Raw genomic sequence first — 18131 nt, 5'->3', positions numbered from 1 at the left:
TGTCTTGTTTAGTTTTCAAAGATCATCTTCGCCGTTCTTAGCGGCTTTAATAATATAACATTTCGCTTCATCTTATGTCAACAACTTTTTTCAAGTTTATTTCCCGAAGCGTTTGTGTTTGTCACTGTGTGTCAGCGACGATTAATAATATATCACGAAAACATTCTGTTGGTCAACGCCTTTTCATAACTTTTTTTAAAATAGTTTTATCGTGCATGTTAAACCCTTGTCCTGCATACAATCAAGTAACAATCTTGGACAAGGCAGGAGTGTTTGAATTGAGTCGATTATATGTGTTGCCTATTAAACGGCTGAAGCAAGTAGTCATTATTCTTGTAGCAGCCCTTGCAGCTGCAACCTTTTTTTATGTACAAAAGGCACCGCCGCTGTCGGTATTTAAAACAGAACAAGGGCCCCGAGCAATTTATAAAGGAGAGACCTCATCAAAACACGCATCCCTTACATTTAATATTGGCTGGGGAGACGAGAAGGCTGTTCCTATTTTAAATGTCCTCCGAGAGTACGATATAAAGAACGCCACTTTCTTTCTGTCTGCTTCTTGGGCTGAGCGTCACCCAGATATCGTGAAAAGGATTAAAGAGGATGGCCATCAAATTGGCAGCCTTGGCTATGCATATAAAAATTATAGCCAGCTGGAAGAAAACGAAATTAAGCGAGATCTTGTCCGTGCACAAAATACATTCCAAAAGCTTGGACTGGAAGACATTCAATTATTAAGACCGCCAACTGGGCAATTTAATGAAACGGTATTGAAAATTGCAACACAGTATGGCTATACCGTTGTCCATTACAGCATCAATTCTCAAGATTGGCTGAACCCGGGCGTCGACCAGATTGTTCATAATGTAAATGATCGAATGAAAAGCGGAGACATTATTCTCCTTCACGCCTCAGATTCAGCCACCCAAACCGCTCAAGCCTTACCAGCCATTTTAAAACACTTAAAAGACAAAAATTTAAGAAACGTCACGGTTGGCGAGCTTATCTCTAATACAAAAACAAAGTCAACTGAGGTTAAGTAGCTTTTGCTTTTGAAAACCGCGGCATAGCTAATAACTGAAACGCATTACAACCTAATAGCGGAAATAGCATTAAATATAGCCAGTCCTCTTCATTGACTCTAAGCGCCGGAAACCATTCTAACGACGTGATGACGACCATGAGAAACATTGCAGAAATAAATGTTTTCTTAGAGGACTGCTGCTGTTTAAAATAAGACACGATCAATGCAAACACACCGATAAAAACAGGCAGCCACAAGTATGGAAGAAATGATTCATTCTCCCCGAAAAACAAAAACCGCAAATAAGCTAAATCAAACAGCACGAAAATCACAAGGAATAACTGAATGGTATTCCATAAAGAATGCGACCTGAAAATCTCCAGCGCAAACCGGTGCACTGTCAAAAAGACAACAAACCCCATCTGACTGATTACACTAAAGATCATCCCCACACCAATAAACCAAAATAACACAGACGCAATCTCTAAAATCTCAAACGATACAAACAGCTTCTGATATTTCCCCCACTCCAGCGCAAAACCTACCACGCTTGTAATGACCGCTCCAACAGCCAGCACAGAGAAGAAAAAACGAACTAAATCCCGACTTTTCATTGAATTGACCCAACCCCTATTTTTGTTATGTATAAATTCACGTGAAACATTCATATTAAAAGTAAGACATGTAACGAAAGGAGCCACAGTATGTCAAAAGGCATCTTGCGTATAATGAGCTGTTTTCTTCTTTTATCTCTAACAGCTTGTGCTCCCAAAACCCAATCCTCATCTAATATGGACTATGACGAAACGAAAAAAATGGTCGTCGATATTTTGAAAACAGATGACGGTAAAAAGGCCATTCAACAGTTATTAAATGACGAGGCAATGAATGAAGCTTTGGTAATGGATGAACAAACTGTGAAAAAAACAATAGAGAAAACACTAACTTCTGATAAAGGCAAAGAGTTCTGGAAGAAGGTCTTTGAGGATTCTAAATTTGCCGAGACTTTCGCAAAATCCATGCAGCAACAGCATGAAAAGATGTTAAAACAATTGATGAAGGACCCTGACTATCAACAGATGATGATGGATATTCTCAAGGATCCTGAAATGGAAAAGAAATACGGTGAACTGGTCAAAAGCAAAGAGTTCAGAAAGCACTTAGAGAAAGTCATCACAGAAACATTAAGCAGCCCTCTCTATAAGAAGAAATTCGAAGATGAGCTAAAAAAAGCAGTCTCTGAAAGCAGCAATGATTCCGGTTCACAAGGAAGCGGCAGTTAAACATCACCCGAGTGGCACAAGGTCCACTCGGGATTTCATTATGCTTTTACTGCTAATTGTTCAATGACTTTATTGGCAATGTGTTGATACACTTCCCCTGTCGGATGACTCGCATCATAGACAGAAGGTGCAAAATCGTCCTCATTCCAATCAGGCTGTCTTAAAGGGATTTGACCAAGAACTGATACACGCAGCTCCTCCGCCAGCTTGTCCCCGCCGCCCTTTCCAAAGACATATTCCTTCTCACCTGTTTTTTTGCTTTCATAGTAACTCATATTCTCAACGACCCCTAGCACCTCGTGATCTGTTTGCAGTGCCATTGCGCCTGCTCTAGCAGCAACGAAAGCCGCTGTTGGATGCGGCGTTGTCACAATGATTTCTTTACAGCTCGGAAGCATCGTATGAATATCAAGTGCCACATCACCTGTTCCAGGCGGAAGGTCTAATAGTAAGTAATCTAATTCTCCCCACTCTACTTCGTGGAAGAAGTTATTTAGCATTTTACCAAGCATCGGTCCTCTCCAAATGACCGGTGCGTTTTCTTCAACAAAAAAGCCCATTGAAATCACTTTGACGCCAAAGCGTTCCACAGGAATAATCTTTTCCCCTTTAACTGTCGGTCTGACGGTGATTCCCATCATATCCGGTACGCTAAAGCCGTAAATATCAGCATCGATCAGTCCCACTTTTTTCCCTAGACGAGCCAGTGCCACAGCCAGGTTAACGGAAACGGTTGATTTCCCAACTCCGCCTTTTCCACTCGCAATCGCTAAGAACACAGGTGGATTTTTAGAGTTGAGCAAATTTTCTTCCTCATCCTGTGACGGCATAAACTTTTCAAGCGTTTCTTGAGGCAGTTCTTCAAAACGAAGTCCTACAGTGTTCGCGCCGGCTGCTTTTAAAGCTTGTACGATGTCTTGCTGCAGCTTCATCTGCTCAGCAGTGCCTGTTTTGGCAATCGCCACTTTTAAGCTCACATGCTCTTTTTCAGGCTTTAGGCTGATTTCCTTGATGGCATCCAGCTCACCAAGCGGTATATGAAGGAAAGGTTCGTCCATCTTCCCAACTAGTTTTCTCACATCATCTTGTCCGATCATAGCAGAACCTCACCCTTTATTGAATTCGTTTACAATTCAAGTATATCATACATATCCTTACAATGTCTGTCCTCTTTGCCTGCGATAAACAGGAAAAAGCCCCTTATTCAGGCGGCTCTTTTTGCTCTGTTAAATATCTGAGAATGCCTTTATAAATCGAAGCAGCAATTTGATCCTGATATTTAGGAGTCGCCAGCTGACCAGCCTCTTTTGGATTCGATAGAAATCCGATTTCGACAAGCGCTCCTGGCTTCGTGACATTTTGCATTAAATAAATCCCGTTGATTCGCTTCGCCTTGCGATCTGTGTTTTCAAGGTTGTTGCGCAATTCATCTTGAATGAACTTCGCTGCTTTTTCATTCTCTTCATACTTTCCGTAAAAGAACGTCTGTGCCCCGCTCCATTTGTTCGATGGGATCGCATTTAAATGAATGCTTAAATAGAGATCCGCTTCAGATTCGTTGATGGCTTTCACACGGTTTCTCAAGTCCTCCGCTTTCTTTCTGGCATAACCCTTTGTATTCTTTGATGATAAATCAGAGTCATCTTCCCGGGTCATGAGAACAAGTGCTCCCTGCTCCTGCAAATAGTCTCTTATCTTCATGGACACATCCAGTGCAATCTCTTTTTCGAGCAACTCGCCGCCAACAGCACCGCCATCTGGACCGCCGTGACCCGGATCTAAATAGATGATCTTGCCGCTCAAAGGCAAGTTCCACGATTTCCACGAATCATCATTTAGAAACTGAAATCTGAATAAGAATAAGAGGACAATAAACCCGATTAAAAACCCTGTCCATTTCAGCTTTCTTTTCATCCCTGTCCCTCCCATACACCATTATTTTATAGATATGGGACAAGGGCTGGAAATATGCTTAGTGCAGGCGAAGCTTATGCCTTTTTTCTGATTCCCGAAAGCCTTCCTGCCACCACTTACTTAAAAATTCCTTCGCAAATGGATACAGACACGACATCTTACGCTCCATTCGAAACATATTCCCCCACGATTGCAAACACCCTGCTAGCTCCTCAACCAGCTCATCTTCTTCATGAACTGACCGCTTTTTTATATCATCGAATGATTCACCATACTTACTCGACTCACCGTATCTCCCACCTGCTAAAAAAGCCTCAATGGCGAAATCAATACAGCCATCACTCATAATCCCAGCTGGATCATCTGCAAATGGGAACAGCTTCTTCGTGAATTTCTCTGAAGCGACCGTCACCTGTTGAAGAGACAATGTACGCAACAGCTTCTTTTCAAGCGTGACATCTCGTTTTGTTTTCAATTGATAAAATGAAAGAACTTCTGCCATGGACTGAACTCCTTTTTTTCTTTGTATTGTTCGTTGGTTTGAACAAAACATGCAGTTCAGTAAATGGAAATCATGAAATAAGTGGTGGAAATGGGACCTTATGATATAATGAATTTTTATATAGAAAAAAGATAAAGGGGCAAAGTAAATGAAAAAGTGGATGTATATCCTACTACTAATGACAGTCATTCTATCCGCTTGCAGTAGTCAAGCCAGTGAGAAAGAAAGCGACATGAAAGGAATAGAAGACATTTCCTTAAAACAGCTTTCTAAGCACAAAAATTCTTATATTGGAGACAATGGAGCAGTCGGCGCTATTTTATCAGATCTTCCAGGTAACGTGATTCGCGAGTATGAAATCGTAGATGAAAAAGCGCTAAAAGTGACATACGGCGTGAAAGAAAATACCAATGATACAGAAGAACAGTTTGATTCATTTTGGTTTGATAAGAAGGATACCATTGAAAAAAACTACTTATATAATGCATTGGCACTTTTTATTCTTATCGATAACGTGGAGCAAGTGACACTCAAGATGAACGCTAAAGACGAGCCATCCGTCACGTTTAAAAGAAAACAGCTAGAAAAAAAGCTGCCTCACTCTTTTAAAGTGTACAAAGACGATACAGCGCTTTGGCAAAAGGAACTGGTTGATGGAGTTGTGAAGTCAAAAGATAAACGTCAAGATGTATACAAAGCGTTTCCGGTGAAACAATCATAAAAAGCAGAGGGATGCCACCTTCTGCTTTTTATTTGAAATCAAGCTGCAGCTTCATCCCATCATGCGTGGCTTCAAACCCTAATTTTTCATAAAAACAGCGTGCTTCTGGCCTCTGTTTGTCAGTTGTCAACTGAATCATATGACACCCACGGTCATTTGCGCGTTGAATAGCCCATTTTATCAACAATGTGCCAATTCCTCTTCCTCTATGAGTCGAGGCTGTACGAACTCCTTCTATTGAAGCTCTCCATCCTCCTTGATACGTTAGAAATGGAGTCATTGTTAATTGGAGAACACCGACTACCTCTTCCCGATCACAAGCGACGATTAGTTCAATATTGGGATCCGCTTCGATCGAATGAAAGGCATTGAGGTAGCTTTCTCTTAATGGACGAGAGTAGCGTTCTCTCTTTTGGCCTAATTTGTCATCTGAAAGCATCAAAACGATGTTGTCGAGGTCTCCTTGGACGGCTTCTCTAAATGTCAATTGATTCATATTCAATGAACACACCTCCTATCACGGAATGGAAGCCTTTATTCATTTGCCAAAATACCAATTGATAGCGTTCTCATATAAAATTTTATCCGCCGCTTCCTCATCAAACATCTGTTGAATCAATTCAATATCACCGTATTCAAATGGCCGTTTCGCCCTTGTAGAGGGAAGATCTGTACCAAACATCAGTGCATCAGGATTCGTTTGATAAATAGACGTCAATGCCTGTTCGACCTTTAAATCAACACGCCCAAAGCCCGTTGCTTTCACACGAACCCCTTTATCAACCAGCTTGAGCAAATGCGGCAAGCCTTCTTCCGATAAGCCTAAATGATCAATCGAAACGGCCGGCAGCTGTTCAAGCGTAGAGGAGATGTCAGGGAGATGCTTGGCGTCTATGTAGAGCTCACTATGCCAGCCCACCAGCTCATACACCCTTCTCGCAAAATAGTCGAGCTTTGAAATATCCTCCGAACCGCCCCGCTTCACATTAAAACGTAAAGCCTTGACCCCATGTTGATTCAAATGAACAATCTCATCGTCAGTTGCTGTAAAAGGTAATTGTGTCACACCGCAAAAAGCCGGTCCCATTTCATCTAGTGCTTTCAACAAATAGCCTTGATCAAAACCCTGAAATGAGCCTGACACAATCGCTCCACCTACAATCCCTAAATCAGCCGTCTCTCTCCTATAATCATTCACCACATAACTCGGCGGTGTATACCCTTGGTTTTCTTGAATGGGAAAATCAAAATCAATGATATGAAAATGTGCATCAAAGATCCTCATGCCCGCGCCCCTCTTCTGCTTATTTGACCTGATTATATCAATAGAGAAAGCCAAGGGATATTTGGAATGACGAATTACTTCATATCATGAAAACTTATCAAGTTTTCCATTCCTCTCGTAAGATGGCATAATAAAACTCATCCCACCACTCATTTCCTTGTGGTATACATTTTTTAAAATATCCCTCTCTTCTCATCCCCATTTTCTCCATCACTCTCCATGACGGCACATTTTCAGGCTGACAAGTGGCAATGATTCGATGTAAATTCATTGTGTGAAAACCATGATGTAGGACAGCAAATGCAGCTTCTGATGCAAAGCCTTTGTTTTGATATGCAGAATTGAAGACCCAGCCAATTTCATATGTGTGCTCACCAAAGTAAGGATGAAACACGATATGCCCGATGCATGTATGATCTTCTTTTAATAGAACAGCAAAATTCTTGGCCGTCTTAAGACGATTATTTTTGACAAATTCCTGCGCCTCTTCTTTAGAAAAAACACCTTCTGGCATATACTTCATCACCGCTAGATCAGATGTATATGCATAGACATCCTGCCAATCATCCTCATTAAACGGTCGAATGAGACATCTTTCTGTTGTTAGATTCATAAATGCCATCCTCCTTTAACATCATTTTTTAAACAAAAACCTGACTATGATCATATTTTATATGTTTCCAGACAGAAAATAACACAAATAAAAAAGCACCAGCAGGATGCTGATGCTTTTCATATAGGGTTTGTCTGTACAAACCTTTGTAAAACGTCCATACAATATAAAATTGATTAACGTTTTGAGAACTGAGGTGCGCGACGTGCGCCTTTAAGACCGTATTTCTTACGCTCTTTCATACGAGAGTCACGAGTAAGAAGTCCAGCACGTTTAAGTGGTGTACGGTACTCAGGATCTACTTCTAGAAGAGCACGAGAGATACCGTGACGAATTGCTCCAGCTTGACCAGAGAATCCACCACCGTGAACATTTACAAGAACATCGTAGCTGTTAGCTGTTTCTGTGATGTTCAAAGGCTGTTTCACGTCTTCGATTAAAGCAGCGAATGGAATGTATTCAGTAATTTCACGATTATTAACGACGATACGGCCTTCACCTGGAACTAAGCGAACGCGCGCTACAGAACTTTTACGACGACCTGTACCGTAATATTGAACCTGTGCCAAATTGTTAACCTCCCTTATAATTAACCGCGAAGTTCGTAAACTTCAGGTTGTTGTGCTTGATGTGGATGCTCAGAACCACGGTACACATTTAATTTTTTGAACATTTGACGACCTAGTGGACCCTTTGGAAGCATACCTTTGATAGCAAGCTCCAACATTTTTTCAGGGTAGTTTGTACGCATCTCAAGAGCAGTTCTTTGTTTCAAACCACCTGGGTGCATCGTATGACGGTAGTAAATTTTGTCCGTCAATTTCTTACCAGTTAATTCGATTTTCTCAGCATTGATGATGATCACGTGATCACCTGTGTCAACGTGTGGTGTATAAGTTGGTTTGTGCTTACCGCGCAAAAGTGATGCTACTTCAGTAGAAAGACGACCTAGAGTCTTGCCTGCCGCATCAACCACTAGCCATTTGCGCTCAATTGTGCTTGCGTTCGCCATTGGTGTTGTACGCATGAGTTTCCCTCCTAAATAAATCAATGAATTTTCCTGAATCAAATGCTACGTTCTATTTCAAAACACAGATAAGTCTTCCGGGGCTTATTTGTGGGGTTGAAATACATACCATATGATATCTTATAACTTTCTGCTTCCTGTGTCAAGAACATGTTACACCTGGTTTAGTTGTCATAGAAAACTTCCCATAAATACAGTCCGTGACTGGGCGCAGTCTTGCCTGCCGCTTCGCGATTTCGGGCGGCAAGCATGGCTTTTATCTCCTCAGGGTGAAATTTACCAGAACCAATTTCAAGTAACGTGCCGGCTATAATTCGCACCATGTTGTATAAAAAGCCATTCCCTCTCACACGCATTTCAAGCCCGTCTGAGACGTTTTTCCACTCGAGGGCGTAAATCTCCCTCACCTTGTCCTGAACCTCTGTATTGGCCGCACAAAAGCTTGTGAAATCATGTGTGCCAATCAGGTGCCCAGCAGCTTCTCTCATTTTATCGACATCCAGCGGATAAGGATAGTGACAGGCATACTGTCTCGTAAACACATTTTGGTGCGTTTCCGTTGAGACCCTATAACGGTACTCCTTTGAAACGACACCAAATCTAGCATGAAATGACTCATCCACTTCCTCAGCCTTTAGAACACGAATGTCATCTGGCAGCAAACTGTTGAGGGCAAAAGGCCATCTTTCCATCGGGATGGCAAGCGGGGTGTCAAAATGGATGACCTGCCCCTTTGCGTGAACGCCACTGTCTGTCCGGCCGGAAGCCACAATCGGAATCAGTTCGTCTTGTTTATGCATTCTAGCAAGGGCAGATTCAATCTCCGTCTGAATGGTTCGCTGTCCTGGTTGCACTTGATACCCTTTAAAATGTGTCCCATCGTATGATACGGTACATTTTACTTTCATCTAGGCATCACCTAATTTCTAAGCAGCACAAGGAGTGCTGTTAACAGGATGAATAGAAGCAGCGTGAACGTGTCTTTCATTCCCCAGACAAGCTGACGGTATTTCGTACGACCTTCTCCCCCACGGTAGCCTCTCGCTTCCATAGCGGTCGCCAATTCCTCCGCACGCTTAAACGCACTGACGAAAAGCGGGACAAGCAATGGGACAATCGCTTTTAAACGATCTTTCACGGGTCCGCTTGTAAAATCAACACCTCTTGCCATTTGGGCTTTCATGATTTTGTCTGTTTCTTCGAGTAAAGTCGGAATAAATCGAAGAGAGATAGACATCATAAGAGCAAGCTCATGAACAGGCAGCTTGATTTTACGGAAAGGATGCAACAGCTTCTCCATACCGTCTGTCACTTCAATAGGTGTTGTGGTCAACGTCAGAAGTGTTGTCATCATGATGAGATAGACAAAACGGAGTGAAATGAAAATCCCCTGTTTTAGACCTTCTTCATAAATATTCAGAAAACCAAAGTGAAAGAGCAAAGCGCCATCCTTTGTCATGAAGATATGCAGAATAAAGGTAAACAGAACAATCCAAAGGATGGGTTTCATTCCTTTGAGAATAAAGTACAGCGGCACCTGAGACACCATCACCACAAGGATCGTAAAGACCCCTAAAAGCCCGTAAGTGATGTAGTTATTCGCAAAAAAGACAATAAAGACAAAAAAGAAAATTGATAACAGCTTTGTCCTTGGATCAAGACGATGGACAAAGGATGTACCTGGCACATATTTGCCGATAATCATACTATCCATCATGATGTCGTGTCCTCCTGATATAAAGCTGTTAAGGCTTCTGCCATTTCATCCATGGTCAGAAGCGGTCTTGGAAACGTCAGCCCCAGCTTTTCTTCGACAGCCTGCTGGAATTTGATCGTTTCCGGGAGGTCCAGTCCGAAAGAAGACATGTCGGTACGATTGGCAAATAGCTCCCTCGGCGTACCTGTCGCTTTTACTGTTCCTTTGTGCATCACAATCATTTGATCCGCATAATGAGCGGCATCTTCCATACTGTGTGTCACAAGGATCGTCGTCAGGTTGGCTTTTTGATGAAGCTCATAGAACATGTCCATGATTTCTTTACGTCCGCGTGGATCTAATCCCGCAGTCGGCTCATCAAGCACAAGCACTTCTGGCTCCATCGCTAGAACACCTGCAATCGCCACACGTCTCATTTGACCACCACTTAATTCAAAGGGGGATCGAGATAACAAGGATTCAGGAAGGCCTACAAGCTTCAGCATCTCTTTAGCCTTGGCTTCCGCCTTTTCCTTTGGAACACCGAAATTCATCGGACCAAAACAGATATCCTTTAGAATCGTCTCCTCAAAGAGCTGATGTTCAGGAAACTGAAACACGATGCCGACCTTTTTTCGAAGGGGTTTCAGTTCCTTCTGCTTCTTATTGGCTTGTAAGACCGTATCTCCAAGCGCAATGCTCCCTTTTGTTGGCTTGAGCAGTCCATTTAAGTGCTGCAGCAACGTCGACTTGCCGGAACCCGTATGACCAATGACAGCAACATAGCTGCCTTCTTTGATGGAAGCATTGACATCATACAAAGCGAGACGCTCAAACGGCGTTTTCATTTGATAACGATGCTCTAATTCTTTGATCGTAATGTCCATAGCTCTTTCACCAATCCTTCTTGTGTCAAATGGGCATTTGCAAGCGGCACACCTTGCTGCTTCAATTGCTTACTCAACCGGTAGGAAAATGGCAGATCAAGTCCAATCTGAACCAGCTGTTCATCTAGTTCAAATACTTCCTCTGGTGTTCCCTCGGCAAATTTCTTCCCGCCATTCATCACAATAACGCGGTCTGCCTTCGCAGCCTCGTCTAAATCATGTGTGATGGAAATGACCGTGACCGTTCCTTGTTCCTTCAGCAGTCTGACGGTTTCTAACACTTCTTCACGGCCAATCGGATCAAGCATTGATGTTGCTTCATCCAAGATCATGATGTCAGGGCTTGCGGCAAGTACACCAGCGATCGCTACTCTCTGCTTTTGCCCGCCTGATAGATGGTGCGGCTCTTGATCAAGAAACTCCTGCATATTGACCTGTTTGACAGCCCAATCTACACGCTCTATCATCAATTCCCGCTCAACCCCGTTATTTTCTAAACCAAAAGCCACATCATCACGAACCGTTGAGCCAACGAATTGGTTGTCTGGGTTTTGAAAGACCATGCCGACCTTTTTGCGAATATCCCAAACACTTTCTTCTTTCAGCTCAATCTCACCAACCTTGACCGTTCCTGCATCCGGTAAAATGAGCCCATTCAGTACACGGGCAAGTGTGGATTTACCTGAACCGTTGTGGCCAACAATGGCAAGCCATTCATTTTGATTCACATGCAATGACACTTGGTCTAAAGCGGGCTTGTCCGCATCTTTGTGATAACGAAATACAATGTCTTTTACGTCAATTAATGTCTTCTCCATCTCTACCGGACCTCCTCTCAGCTCAACCTCTACTTTGCCTATTGCTAAAAAGCCGTAGTATCTAAAAAAGGGCATAGATCCAGTTATGAACTGTCCCGCCCTTTCTTAGATACACGATATGTGATTAAACTAATTCAATGACAGCCATTGGTGCGCCATCGCCGCGACGAGGTCCAAGCTTCATGATACGAGTGTATCCACCTTGGCGATCTTCGTAGCGAGTTGCAACGTCAGCGAATAATTTTTGAAGTGCATCTTGGTTTGTTTCAGCGTTAGCTACTTCGTTACGAATGTAAGCTGCAGCTTGACGGCGAGCATGAAGATCTCCGCGTTTGCCAAGAGTGATCATTTTTTCAACTACAGAGCGAAGTTCTTTCGCACGTGTTTCAGTTGTTTCGATGCGTTCGTTGATGATCAAATCAGTCGTTAGGTCACGAAGCATTGCTTTACGTTGTGCACTAGTGCGTCCTAGCTTTCTGTATGCCATGTGATGTCCCCTCCTTAATTAGAGATGCTGTATGAATAAAAAACACACGAAAATCCTAGTTCACAATGAAACTAGTCAATCGTCTTTACGAAGACCCAGTCCAAGTTCTTCTAGTTTCGCTTTCACTTCTTCAAGAGATTTACGTCCAAGGTTACGAACTTTCATCATATCCTCTTCTGTCTTGTTAGCAAGCTCTTGAACAGTGTTAATACCCGCACGCTTCAAACAGTTGTAAGAACGAACAGAAAGATCAAGCTCTTCAATTGTCATTTCAAGCACTTTTTCTTTTTGGTCTTCTTCTTTTTCAACCATGATTTCTGCATGCTGAGCTTCGTCAGTTAACCCAACGAAAATATTTAGGTGTTCAGTTAAAATCTTAGAACCTAGAGCGATCGCTTCTTTCGGTCCTGTGCTTCCATCAGTCCATACATCTAGTGTTAATTTATCATAGTTTGTGATTTGCCCAACACGGGTGTTCTCCACTTGATAAGTTACACGAGATACAGGTGTATAGATTGAGTCGATCGGAATCACGCCGATAGGCTGATCGTCTCTTTTGTTTGCATCAGCAGGATTATACCCGCGACCTCTTTGTGCAGTCAAACGAACACGGAAGCTCGCATTTTTGCCAAGAGTTGCGATGTGAAGATCTGGATTTAAGATTTCAATATCGCTGTCGTGTGTAATATCAGCAGCTGTTACAGTTCCTTCATCTTGTACATCAATTTCAAGCGTCTTCTCTTCTTCAGAGTAGATTTTGAGTGCAAGCTTTTTAATGTTTAAGATAATCGTTGTAACATCTTCAACCACGCCTTCGATCGTTGAGAATTCGTGTAAGACACCATCTATCTGGATCGATGTTACAGCTGCACCAGGAAGTGAGGATAAAAGGATACGACGAAGGGAGTTCCCTAAAGTGGTACCATATCCACGCTCAAGTGGCTCTACGACAAACTTGCCATACTTGGCATCGTCGCTGATTTCAACCGTTTCGATTTTTGGTTTTTCAATTTCGATCATCTAATAAAACCCTCCTTCAAAACGTCGAAACCTCGAATAGAATCATATGAGATTCCATCCGAAATTCCTCATTGTTTAGTCCCGTATGTGCTCAGGCAACGAGTCGTGTATTCGTCTCATAAATAACTGTATCATAACCCATTATTGACAGGGACACAAAATCTATACAAACAAATTACACGCGGCGACGTTTTGGTGGACGGCATCCGTTATGAGGAACTGGAGTTACGTCTCTGATTGCAGTAACTTCAAGACCTGCAGCTTGAAGCGCACGAATTGCAGCTTCACGACCAGAACCAGGACCTTTAACAGTTACTTCAAGTGTTTTAAGACCATGTTCGATAGAACCTTTAGCAGCAGTTTCAGCAGCCATTTGTGCAGCGAAAGGAGTAGATTTACGAGAACCTCTGAATCCTAATGCACCAGCACTTGACCAAGAAATTGCGTTTCCATGAACATCAGTAATCGTTACAATCGTGTTGTTGAAAGTGGAACGGATATGAGCGATTCCAGCTTCAATATTCTTTTTCACGCGACGTTTACGCGTATTTTGTTTACGAGCAGCAGCCATTCTTTAACTACCTCCTTTACTTATTTTTTCTTGTTAGCTACAGTACGACGCGGACCTTTACGAGTGCGCGCGTTGTTTTTTGTGTTTTGTCCACGAACAGGAAGTCCTCTACGATGACGGATTCCGCGGTAGCTTCCGATTTCAATTAGACGCTTAATGTTAAGTGAAACTTCACGACGAAGGTCACCTTCTACTTTAAGTTTGTCAATGATATCACGGATTTTACCTAGTTCGTCTTCAGTTAGATCGCGAACGCGAGTGTCTTCAGAAACACCTGCTTCTTTAAGGACTTGTTGAGCCGTCGTACGACCAATTCCAAAAACATATGTTAAAGAAATGACAACACGCTTATCACGTGGAATATCTACACCAGCAATACGAGCCATGATTTGGGCACCTCCTTGTTATTAGCCTTGTTTTTGTTTATGTTTTGGGTTTTCACAGATCACCATTACTTTTCCTTTTCTGCGAATCACTTTACATTTTTCACAGATAGGTTTAACAGATGGTCTCACTTTCATGTGTTTCCAACCTCCTTCTTCCGGAGTTGCTTTATTTGTAACGGTACGTAATTCTACCACGAGTTAAGTCATATGGAGATAATTCTACCGTAACTTTGTCTCCAGGTAAAATGCGAATGAAGTGCATACGGATTTTTCCTGATACATGAGCCAAAACTGTATGACCATTCTCTAGTTCAACTTTGAACATTGCATTTGGCAAAGTTTCTGCTACAGTACCTTCCACTTCAATTACATCGTCTTTCGCCATTCAAGTGTTCTCCCTTCTTCAAATCAGTAACTTGCTCTCTGATAAATGTCCAAATGAGATGTTCTCAATTGTCCATCTATCACCCGACCTGTTTTGAATATACTGTTCTGAACTTCCGGAGATACGCAATCATAAAAGGTTAAATGATTGATATTTTTTCTTAGGAGAATGAATTTACGCTTTTCTCCGTCTGCGATTAGTACATGGCAGCCATCGAACACGCCGATGACAACTGTATACTGATCTTGTTCTTTCCTTGGACTATACAGACAACCTGCCCGATTTGGGCCTGAAAGGCTTCAGTGAAGACCTAAATCTTAGTCAGTATATCAAAACCTGTATCTGTAATCGCAATCGTATGCTCAAAGTGAGCACACTTTTTCCCATCAACCGTTACAACCGTCCAGTTATCAGCCAGTGTTTTCACATATCGGCTGCCTGCGTTCACCATCGGTTCGATGGCCAACACCATTCCAGGTTTGAGCCGTGGGCCTTTGTTCGGCGGACCATAATGAGGAATTTGAGGGTCCTCATGAAGATCCTGTCCGACCCCATGTCCAACATATTCTCTAACAACTGAGAAATTCTCACCTTCAACATACGTTTGTATGGCATGGGAAATGTTTGACAGACGTTCACCTGGCTTTGCTTCCTGTAAGCCCTTATATAGAGATTCCTCTGTGACTTCCAGTAGTTTGCGGTCCTCATCACTGATTACCCCAACTGGATAAGTCCAAGCAGAGTCACCATGATAGCCATTTAACTTTGCGCCGATATCGATACTAATGATGTCTCCATCACGTAAAACCCGTTTACCAGGAATACCGTGAACGAGTTCTTCATTCACCGAAACGCAAATGCTCCCGCGAAAACCATTATACCCTTTAAAAGATGGGATTGCACCCTGCTTTGTAATAAAACGTTCGGCAATTTGATCCAATTCTTTTGTCGAAATACCTGGTTTTATGTGTTTCTTCAGCTCTTCATGAGTCAGTGCGACAATGCGTCCAGCTTCTCTCATAATCTCAAGCTCGCGAGGAGTTTTACAGATAATCATTTATTTAATCCCCCAAGCAGGTCCTTGATATCAGCGTAAACATCGTTAATGTGCTTCGCACCATCAATGTTTGCAAGATATCCTTTTTCTGAATAGAAATTCAGTAAAGGTTCAGTCTGCTTTAAGTTCACTTCAAGTCTTGTAGAAACGGTTTCTGCATTATCATCTGCACGTTGATAAAGCTCGCCTCCACACTTGTCACAAACATTTTCTTTCGCAGGTGGATTAAATACTAAATGATATGTTGCTCCGCAATCTTTGCAAATTCTTCGGCCAGTCAGACGCTCCATCAAAGCATCTTTATCGACTTTAATATTAATGACATAATCAATCGTTCTGCCAAGGTCCTTTAGAATGTCTTCTAAAGCTTCAGCCTGAGCGACAGTTCGCGGAAATCCGTCCAGAAGAAAACCTTGTTCACAATCATTCTTGCCAAGTCTTTCTCTAACAATACCGATTGTGACCTCATCAGGAACAAGCTCTCCTTTATCGATAAAGGATTTTGCTTCGAGTCCAAGTTGTGTCTCCTCTTTCATAGCAGCACGGAACATATCTCCTGTTGAGATATGAGGGATCCCATAATCATCAACAATTCGTTCTGCCTGAGTGCCTTTACCAGCACCCGGAAGCCCCATTAAGACTAAGTTCATTTCGGATTTCCCCTTCCTTACTTAGAGAGGTTGGGCAGGAGCCCAGCCCTCTGTTTTATTTCATAAATCCACGGTAGTTTCGTTTCACTAATTGGCTTTCAAGCTGTTTCATTGTTTCAAGTGCAACACCTACAACAATGAGAAGACTTGTGCCGCCAATTTGTGCAGCGGAAGGTAATCCAGCGAATTGAATGAAAAAGATAGGAAGTATTGAAATCACGGCTAAGAAAATGGCGCCCACAAACGTGAGTCGGTACAAAATGCTCGTAATTCTATCTTGAGTCATTTTCCCTGGACGAACTCCCGGGATATAGCCACCCTGCTTTTGCAGATTTTCAGCCATTTGTTCAGGGTTTACTTGGACAAAGGCATAAAAATATGTGAAAGCAACAATCAGTGCTACATAAATCGTCATACCGATTGGCTTAGTATAGTCAAAGTTGTTAGTTATCCAGGTTGTCACATTATTTGTTCCGAAGAACGATGCGATCGTCTGCGGAGTAATAATGAACGAAACGGCAAAGATGACTGGAATCACCCCTGCTGGATTCACTTTCAATGGAAGGTGCGTTGCTTGACTAGCAGACATTTGTGCACGGCCAGTTCCTTTTGAATATTGAATCGCAATCTTTCTCACTGCCATTTGAATGTAAATAACACCGATAACAATGACAAGAATAGCAATCACAATAAGGGCAATTTTCAGGATTTGCATGAACAGCTGTCCATCTCCACCTACAAATTGCTGAGCGTACACTTGCTTTAATGTTTGAGGGATACCTGCGATGATACCGGCAAAGATAATAATCGAAATACCGTTACCAACACCGTGAGCAGTAATCTGCTCTCCCAGCCACATTAAAAATGCTGTTCCCGCAGTGAGTACGACCGCAATTAAGAGATACGTTGAAACACCTGGGTTTTCAATCAGCATGCCTCCTGCCATATTGTTAAATCCATATGACATTCCTAACGCCTGGATAAATCCTAGAACAATTGTAAAATACCTTGTGAATTGTGCTAATTTTCGGCGGCCAACCTCTCCTTGCTTTGACCACTCAGTAAACTTCGGTACAACATCCATCTGCAAGAGCTGGATGATGATCGAAGCAGTGATATACGGCATAATCCCCATTGCAAGAATGGAGAATTGGAAAAGTGCCCCGCCCCCAAACGTGTTGAGGATTCCGAAAACACTCATTTGATCCTGTGCCTGGAGAACTTCGGCGTTCACATTAGGCACAGGGATGAAAGCACCTATACGAAAGACGACTAACATTAAAAGTGTAAATATAATCTTATTCCGTATATCTTTCACACGCATAAAATTGGAGATTGTCTTAAACAAGTTAGATCACCTCGGCTGTACCGCCAGCAGCTTCAATCGCTTCTTTAGCAGAAGCAGAGAATTTATTGGCTTTTACAGTTAATTTTTTTTCTAATTTACCGTTGCCAAGAATTTTTACTCCTGCTTTTAACTTGCTTATTGCACCAGTCTCTAGAAGAAGTTCAGGAGTGACTTCCGTTCCTTCGTCAAAACTGTTTAATCTGTCTAAGTTGATTACCGCGTAATCTTTACGGTTGATGTTTGTAAAACCACGTTTTGGAAGGCGTTGGAATAAAGGCATTTGACCACCTTCGAATCCAGGGCGTACACCGCCGCCAGAACGAGCGTTTTGACCTTTATGACCTTTACCAGAAGTTTTACCGTTACCTGATCCAATACCACGACCAACACGGTTGCGTACTTTACGTGAACCTTCTGAAGGCTTCAATTCATGAAGTTTCATTTGGGCACCTCCTTA

At 42.4% G+C, this 18131-nt stretch carries 26 protein-coding genes; 3 read left to right on the top strand and 23 right to left on the bottom strand.

The genetic code is table 11. From position 1 onward, the window contains the following. Positions 1–278: 278 nt before the first annotated feature. Positions 279–1043: a polysaccharide deacetylase family sporulation protein PdaB gene (gene pdaB, locus BA79_RS16335; RefSeq protein ID WP_017366469.1), complete on the top strand. Its 765-nt coding sequence runs from the start codon at positions 279–281 to the stop codon at positions 1041–1043. On the opposite strand, the gene BA79_RS16330 is transcribed toward pdaB, so the two are convergent. After that, positions 1036–1638: a KinB-signaling pathway activation protein gene (locus BA79_RS16330; RefSeq protein WP_008345196.1), complete on the bottom strand. Its 603-nt coding sequence runs from the start codon at positions 1636–1638 to the stop codon at positions 1036–1038. The genes pdaB and BA79_RS16330 overlap by 8 nt on opposite strands. A gap of 90 nt (positions 1639–1728) precedes the next feature. Here BA79_RS16330 and gerD point away from each other — a divergent pair, with 90 nt between their 5' ends. After that, entirely contained in the window at positions 1729–2307 is a 579-nt protein-coding gene (gene gerD / locus BA79_RS16325) for a spore germination lipoprotein GerD (protein ID WP_007496366.1), read from the top strand. 38 nt (positions 2308–2345) lie between these two features. On the opposite strand, the gene BA79_RS16320 is transcribed toward gerD, so the two are convergent. The 3 genes from BA79_RS16320 to BA79_RS16310 all read right to left on the bottom strand — a co-directional run bounded on the left by BA79_RS16320 (position 2346) and on the right by BA79_RS16310 (position 4723). After that, positions 2346–3404 (bottom strand): Mrp/NBP35 family ATP-binding protein, encoded by a 1059-nt coding sequence (locus tag BA79_RS16320; RefSeq protein ID WP_007496365.1) that lies wholly within the window; start codon positions 3402–3404, stop codon positions 2346–2348. 103 nt (positions 3405–3507) lie between these two features. Beyond that, the gene (gene cwlD, locus BA79_RS16315; protein ID WP_008345202.1) at positions 3508–4221 is read right to left on the bottom strand and encodes an N-acetylmuramoyl-L-alanine amidase CwlD; all 714 of its coding nucleotides are present in this window, start codon (positions 4219–4221) and stop codon (positions 3508–3510) included. A 58-nt stretch (positions 4222–4279) separates the two neighbouring features. Next, positions 4280–4723 carry a YbaK family protein gene (locus BA79_RS16310; RefSeq protein WP_035703915.1) on the bottom strand — a complete coding sequence of 148 codons (444 nt, stop codon included), beginning with the start codon at positions 4721–4723 and terminating at the stop codon, positions 4280–4282. A gap of 148 nt (positions 4724–4871) precedes the next feature. Between BA79_RS16310 and BA79_RS16305 the strand changes: the two genes are divergently transcribed. Beyond that, a complete protein-coding gene (locus tag BA79_RS16305; protein ID WP_035703913.1) occupies positions 4872–5444 on the top strand; it encodes a DUF4825 domain-containing protein in 573 nt (190 codons plus the stop codon). A gap of 28 nt (positions 5445–5472) precedes the next feature. Here the strand turns inward: BA79_RS16305 and BA79_RS16300 are convergent, their stop codons facing one another. From BA79_RS16300 to rplO, 19 genes are all read right to left on the bottom strand, one after another. Further along, entirely contained in the window at positions 5473–5946 is a 474-nt protein-coding gene (locus BA79_RS16300; RefSeq protein WP_081827010.1) for a GNAT family N-acetyltransferase, read from the bottom strand. A 36-nt stretch (positions 5947–5982) separates the two neighbouring features. Beyond that, positions 5983–6729 (bottom strand): amidohydrolase family protein, encoded by a 747-nt coding sequence (locus BA79_RS16295; RefSeq protein WP_035703910.1) that lies wholly within the window; start codon positions 6727–6729, stop codon positions 5983–5985. A gap of 97 nt (positions 6730–6826) precedes the next feature. Beyond that, positions 6827–7342, bottom strand: a complete 516-nt coding sequence (locus tag BA79_RS16290; RefSeq protein ID WP_035703908.1) for a GNAT family N-acetyltransferase — start codon at positions 7340–7342, stop codon at positions 6827–6829. Positions 7343–7518: 176 nt separating this feature from the next. Continuing rightward, on the bottom strand, positions 7519–7911 hold the full coding sequence (rpsI, locus tag BA79_RS16285) for a 30S ribosomal protein S9 (protein ID WP_007496354.1): 393 nt from the start codon (positions 7909–7911) through the stop codon (positions 7519–7521). 20 nt (positions 7912–7931) lie between these two features. Further along, on the bottom strand, positions 7932–8369 hold the full coding sequence (gene rplM / locus BA79_RS16280; protein WP_003217042.1) for a 50S ribosomal protein L13: 438 nt from the start codon (positions 8367–8369) through the stop codon (positions 7932–7934). A gap of 164 nt (positions 8370–8533) precedes the next feature. Next, positions 8534–9277 carry a tRNA pseudouridine(38-40) synthase TruA gene (truA, locus tag BA79_RS16275; protein ID WP_035389137.1) on the bottom strand — a complete coding sequence of 248 codons (744 nt, stop codon included), beginning with the start codon at positions 9275–9277 and terminating at the stop codon, positions 8534–8536. Positions 9278–9288: 11 nt separating this feature from the next. Continuing rightward, positions 9289–10086, bottom strand: coding sequence for an energy-coupling factor transporter transmembrane component T family protein (locus BA79_RS16270; protein WP_008345215.1), 798 nt, complete (start codon positions 10084–10086; stop codon positions 9289–9291). Then, a complete protein-coding gene (locus tag BA79_RS16265; RefSeq protein WP_035703905.1) occupies positions 10083–10952 on the bottom strand; it encodes an energy-coupling factor ABC transporter ATP-binding protein in 870 nt (289 codons plus the stop codon). Before BA79_RS16265 ends, BA79_RS16270 begins: the two co-directional genes overlap by 4 nt. Continuing rightward, positions 10928–11770: an energy-coupling factor ABC transporter ATP-binding protein gene (locus tag BA79_RS16260; RefSeq protein ID WP_008345218.1), complete on the bottom strand. Its 843-nt coding sequence runs from the start codon at positions 11768–11770 to the stop codon at positions 10928–10930. The genes BA79_RS16265 and BA79_RS16260 overlap by 25 nt, the downstream gene beginning before the upstream one ends. Before the next feature lie 124 nt (positions 11771–11894). After that, positions 11895–12257 carry a 50S ribosomal protein L17 gene (gene rplQ, locus BA79_RS16255; protein WP_003216944.1) on the bottom strand — a complete coding sequence of 121 codons (363 nt, stop codon included), beginning with the start codon at positions 12255–12257 and terminating at the stop codon, positions 11895–11897. 75 nt (positions 12258–12332) lie between these two features. Then, positions 12333–13277 (bottom strand): DNA-directed RNA polymerase subunit alpha, encoded by a 945-nt coding sequence (locus tag BA79_RS16250; protein WP_003217009.1) that lies wholly within the window; start codon positions 13275–13277, stop codon positions 12333–12335. A 175-nt stretch (positions 13278–13452) separates the two neighbouring features. Then, positions 13453–13848 carry a 30S ribosomal protein S11 gene (rpsK, locus tag BA79_RS16245; RefSeq protein ID WP_003217231.1) on the bottom strand — a complete coding sequence of 132 codons (396 nt, stop codon included), beginning with the start codon at positions 13846–13848 and terminating at the stop codon, positions 13453–13455. Positions 13849–13868: 20 nt separating this feature from the next. Beyond that, the gene (rpsM, locus tag BA79_RS16240) at positions 13869–14234 is read right to left on the bottom strand and encodes a 30S ribosomal protein S13 (RefSeq protein WP_003217023.1); all 366 of its coding nucleotides are present in this window, start codon (positions 14232–14234) and stop codon (positions 13869–13871) included. Between the two features lie 21 nt (positions 14235–14255). Then, positions 14256–14369, bottom strand: coding sequence for a 50S ribosomal protein L36 (rpmJ, locus tag BA79_RS16235; protein ID WP_003156543.1), 114 nt, complete (start codon positions 14367–14369; stop codon positions 14256–14258). A 31-nt stretch (positions 14370–14400) separates the two neighbouring features. Continuing rightward, positions 14401–14619 carry a translation initiation factor IF-1 gene (infA, locus tag BA79_RS16230; RefSeq protein WP_003217190.1) on the bottom strand — a complete coding sequence of 73 codons (219 nt, stop codon included), beginning with the start codon at positions 14617–14619 and terminating at the stop codon, positions 14401–14403. Positions 14620–14929: 310 nt separating this feature from the next. Beyond that, positions 14930–15676 (bottom strand): type I methionyl aminopeptidase, encoded by a 747-nt coding sequence (gene map, locus BA79_RS16225; RefSeq protein WP_007496338.1) that lies wholly within the window; start codon positions 15674–15676, stop codon positions 14930–14932. Then, positions 15673–16326 carry an adenylate kinase gene (locus BA79_RS16220; protein ID WP_007496336.1) on the bottom strand — a complete coding sequence of 218 codons (654 nt, stop codon included), beginning with the start codon at positions 16324–16326 and terminating at the stop codon, positions 15673–15675. Before BA79_RS16220 ends, map begins: the two co-directional genes overlap by 4 nt. A gap of 55 nt (positions 16327–16381) precedes the next feature. Then, the gene (gene secY / locus BA79_RS16215) at positions 16382–17674 is read right to left on the bottom strand and encodes a preprotein translocase subunit SecY (RefSeq protein ID WP_007496334.1); all 1293 of its coding nucleotides are present in this window, start codon (positions 17672–17674) and stop codon (positions 16382–16384) included. A 1-nt stretch (position 17675) separates the two neighbouring features. Further along, complete coding sequence (gene rplO, locus BA79_RS16210; RefSeq protein ID WP_003216888.1) at positions 17676–18116, bottom strand: 50S ribosomal protein L15; 441 nt, start codon at positions 18114–18116, stop codon at positions 17676–17678. Positions 18117–18131: the final 15 nt, after the last annotated feature.

The organism is Bacillus altitudinis 41KF2b, assembly GCF_000691145.1.
Taxonomy (GTDB): Bacteria; Bacillota; Bacilli; order Bacillales; family Bacillaceae; genus Bacillus; species Bacillus altitudinis.
This window is presented reverse-complemented; position numbering and strand designations above follow the sequence as displayed.